Origin of the sequence: Streptomyces sp. NPDC102437 (assembly GCF_044765565.1) — a bacterium.
Taxonomy (GTDB): Bacteria; Actinomycetota; Actinomycetes; order Streptomycetales; family Streptomycetaceae; genus Streptomyces.
The window spans coordinates 1-3304 of sequence record NZ_JBIWKI010000127.1 but is presented as its reverse complement, the minus strand read 5'-3'; the positions used below and the strand labels follow the sequence as shown (position 1 = coordinate 3304).

Below are 3304 nucleotides of genomic sequence, written 5' to 3'. Positions count from 1 at the left end.
ATACCGGCCCCCGTCAGGCGGGTGGTGAGGTCCGCCGGTGTCGAGGCGGGCCCCACCCACCAGGAGAAACGGCGACCGGTGCGAACCAGCGTCTCCATGGTCTCGGTGATCCGTGCAGCAGCGTCGGCGGCGGTGAAGCGGGCCGCAGCAACGATGTTGAAAGTGTCGTCGTCCAGGCCGCTGTCCGCAACCAGGAGGTCACCAGCCTCCGCGACGGTCGCACCGCTCATGCTCCGGTGCAGGTGACAGGCATGCTCCGCCAGGTTCCGTTCCATCCTGTCCATCAAGTTGGCTTCATCAGGAAAGTGATCGTTCATAGCGATTGATCTCAGCATGACTGGGTGAAGATTGCATGCGATTTCAGGGTCGTCCGTCGCCAGCGTCGCGCTGGCGACCAGCACATTCGATACACGGCCTAGTACTCCAGCCGTAGATGTGATCTTCACGGCTGGAGGGCGGCTTGGCGCCGGTAGTGGCTGCGTTGGGCGCGGGCTTGGTGTCGGCGGCGCCAGGTTGACCAACGCAGCCGATGGGCGAGGTCGCGTGCAGGCAGCGGGATCAGGGCGGTGAACAGGCGCTGGATCTCGTTGCAGGTGAGCGGGGCCAGTCCGTCGAGGCTGGTTCTGTCATCGGTCAGGGGCTGGCGTTGGCGTTCGAGGGCGGCGGTGACGGCGAGGAAGGCGTGGGCGAGCAGGGCCAGGGTGACCCAGCGGTGCCAGGAGTCCCAGCGGCGGACCTGATGCTCGTCCAGGCCGGCCAGGGTCTTCGAGCTCTGGAAGGTCTCCTCCACCGTCCAGCGGCTTCCGGCGACCTTGACCAAGGTGGATAGCGGCACCGGGCGGGGCGAGTAGCAGCGGTAGTAGGCCAGTTCGCCGGTGCGGCGGTTTCGGCGGATGAGCAGGTGCTGATGGTCCGCCAGCCCGATTGCGGTGATGGCGATCTGTGCCCAGTCGTACCAGCGGTGACCCTTCGCTCCCATTCCGGCGGACAGCTTCTGCCAGGCCCGGCGCGGGATGCGCTTGGCCAGTTGGTCGGCGCGCTGGGGTCCGGCCGGGGTGGGGACACGGTGGGTGCTGGAGACCGCGAGCACGTAGCCGAGCTGGCGTTTCTCCAGCGCGGCCCGGAGCTTTGGGTTGTTGCCGTAGACCTCGTCGCCGGCGGCCCAGGCGGCCGGGACGTGGGCGTCCAGGGCGCGTTCGATCATCTGCTGGGCGAGCTGCGGCTTGGTCGCGAAGGCCACGTCGTCGGGGACGGCGGCCTGCTGGCACCGGTCCGAGTCGGCGGTCCAGGACTGTGGCAGATAGAGCGCGCGGTCGATGCCAGCGTGTCCGTGCCGGGAGGTGTAGGTGAGGTAGACGGCGACCTGAGAGTTCTCGATCCGTCCGGCGGTGCCGGTGTACTGGCGCTGGACGCCTACCGTGTGCGTGCCCTTCTTGAGGTCGCCGGTCTCGTCGATCACCAGCACGGCCTGGTCGTCAGCCAGGTGCTCCAGCACGAAGGCGCGCAGGTCGTCCCGCACGAGGTCAGCATCCCACTTGGCCCGGCCGAGCAGGTGCTGCAGCCCGTCCGGGGTGGCGTCCCCGGTGTGCTCGGCGATCGTCCAGCAGTTCTTACGCGGCAGGTCCGCCAGTAACCCGAGGACCAATTGCCTTGCCCGCAGCCGGGGTTCGACCCGCGCGAAGCGATCCGCGATCCGGTCCATCAAGCCCTCGAACATCGCCCGCCAGCGGGCGGGCACTACGCTGTGGCCCGAGGCCACCGCTTCATCGTCAGTCCACACACCTCACGATGATCATCGGTGGCCGCAGTCGTCTCCGCACCGGGCCCCACCAGCAAGATCACGCCGTAGAACTGCTGAATGTGGCAGTTCTGTTCGCATCGGGGTGGCTTGGACCCAGGTGAGTGTCGGTGGACCGCGCTATCGTCCCCGCTATGGAAAAGGATCTCCTCAAGCACTTTGCTCCTCTGCCGGATCGGACCGGCCAGGTAGGCGGCATTGAGTCACTCGCTCTGGATGGGCACCGCTACTACTTCGGCTTCGACTACAAGAGCGACGTGGTTCTCTCTCCGCTGATCGACGATCCCAAGGCCATGGCCGCCTTCGCGAGCGAGTACATGCGTCAGACCACTGGCAGGCATGACGTGACCTACTGGGAGGGCCTGGTCCACGCAGCGGCCGAGGGCACGGAGCTGGACTGCGACGATGCGGAGCGGGACATCGCCTCGCAGGACTTGCGGAGGGATTTGCCGGACACCGAGAGTTACCTGCTCTACCTTCTGGGCGCGGCTACGGGATGGGACGACTGGTTCGAGGAGGCGCCGGAGGTACAGCAGGCGTACGAGCGTCTAGGGTTCGATGACGAGGACTCGGAGTTCATCGACCACTGTCTTCAGGCTGTCCGGGAACACGGGGCACAGGCGCGACCTGACGAGTGGACAGTCGCGCGCTTCCACCTGACCGCGGCGACACAACATCTGCCAGGCAACTGGAACATGTTGTTCGCACCGCTCGCGGAGGGCGTCACGAGTCACCAGTGAGCGGCGCCGCAACAGGACAGGAGCCCGCTCGCCGTCCGTAACGGGCGCGGCCATCTCCTGGACGGCCGGGTCCATGCAGCCTTCCTCGCCAGCGCCCGGCGCCGCAGCAGGACAGGAGCCCGCTCACCCTCACCGCACCGGACCCCACCGGCAAGATCACATCTACGGCTGGCGTACTAGTTCAGAACAGTGAGTCCTGGTCGGGTTCCTGACGCGGCAGCGGTTGGACGTCCTTGCCCTCCCACTTCGCTCGCAGGTGCTTGCGCCAGCCCTGGGGCGGGGGCCAGGGAACGCCCCACTCCGCAAGCTGCTTCTTTGTCCAGCCACCGTCGGGAGTCTGCGCGGCAGTCACTTCGTCGGGAGAGGGCACGTAGGTCGGCATGGCCCTGATGATCCCGCCTCAGCAGCAACACCAGGCACCTGACGCCTAAAAACCCCTGCGCGCCTCACTGAGGCACGAACACCAGTCAACCCGGACAGGGGGAGGCCCGGGGTGACTGGCAGGCGCTCAGAACGCCGCACAGGGGCGCTCTACGCGGCGAAGCCGATGCTGGCGGCTGCCGACGCCACCGCCCCCGCGCGCGGCCCCGCCGTCGCGCGAGAGGGACTGGCCGGCCGCCGATCCCCGAAGCGCTCCGCCGCGCAGAATCAGTGAACCACCAGGCCACGCACCCGCTCAATCAACCTGCACAACACCAGGCCACAGGCGTGACAACTACGCAGATCCACTGAGCGACGACAGGTCCGCACCTACGGCTACCACTCC

Annotated in this window: 4 protein-coding genes and 1 pseudogene; 2 read left to right on the top strand and 3 right to left on the bottom strand. The window is 67.3% G+C overall.

Annotated features, from left to right (window positions below):
- Positions 1-275 (bottom strand): annotated as a pseudogene (locus tag ACIRJP_RS42165) (GNAT family N-acetyltransferase); the annotation flags it as partial.
- Between the two features lie 167 nt (positions 276-442).
- Positions 443-1702: an IS701 family transposase gene (locus ACIRJP_RS42160; protein WP_404186481.1), complete on the bottom strand. Its 1260-nt coding sequence runs from the start codon at positions 1700-1702 to the stop codon at positions 443-445.
- 230 nt (positions 1703-1932) lie between these two features.
- Between ACIRJP_RS42160 and ACIRJP_RS42155 the strand changes: the two genes are divergently transcribed.
- Positions 1933-2538 (top strand): hypothetical protein, encoded by a 606-nt coding sequence (locus tag ACIRJP_RS42155; RefSeq protein WP_404186479.1) that lies wholly within the window; start codon positions 1933-1935, stop codon positions 2536-2538.
- Between the two features lie 181 nt (positions 2539-2719).
- Here ACIRJP_RS42155 and ACIRJP_RS42150 read toward each other — a convergent pair whose 3' ends face one another.
- Positions 2720-2920, bottom strand: a complete 201-nt coding sequence (locus ACIRJP_RS42150) for a hypothetical protein (RefSeq protein WP_404186477.1) — start codon at positions 2918-2920, stop codon at positions 2720-2722.
- 111 nt (positions 2921-3031) lie between these two features.
- On the opposite strand from ACIRJP_RS42150, the gene ACIRJP_RS42145 reads away from it, so the two are divergent.
- Positions 3032-3193, top strand: coding sequence for a hypothetical protein (locus ACIRJP_RS42145; protein ID WP_404186475.1), 162 nt, complete (start codon positions 3032-3034; stop codon positions 3191-3193).
- The last annotated feature ends 111 nt before the right edge of the window (positions 3194-3304 follow it).

Bases quoted from the DNA above. Each gene is read 5' to 3' on its own strand.
- ACIRJP_RS42155 (WP_404186479.1), top strand. From the start codon at position 1,933: ATGGAAAAGGATCTCCTCAAGCACTTTGCTCCTCTGCCGGATCGGACC.
- ACIRJP_RS42160 (WP_404186481.1), bottom strand. From the start codon at position 1,702: ATGGACCGGATCGCGGATCGCTTCGCGCGGGTCGAACCCCGGCTGCGG.
- ACIRJP_RS42150 (WP_404186477.1), bottom strand. From the start codon at position 2,920: ATGCCGACCTACGTGCCCTCTCCCGACGAAGTGACTGCCGCGCAGACT.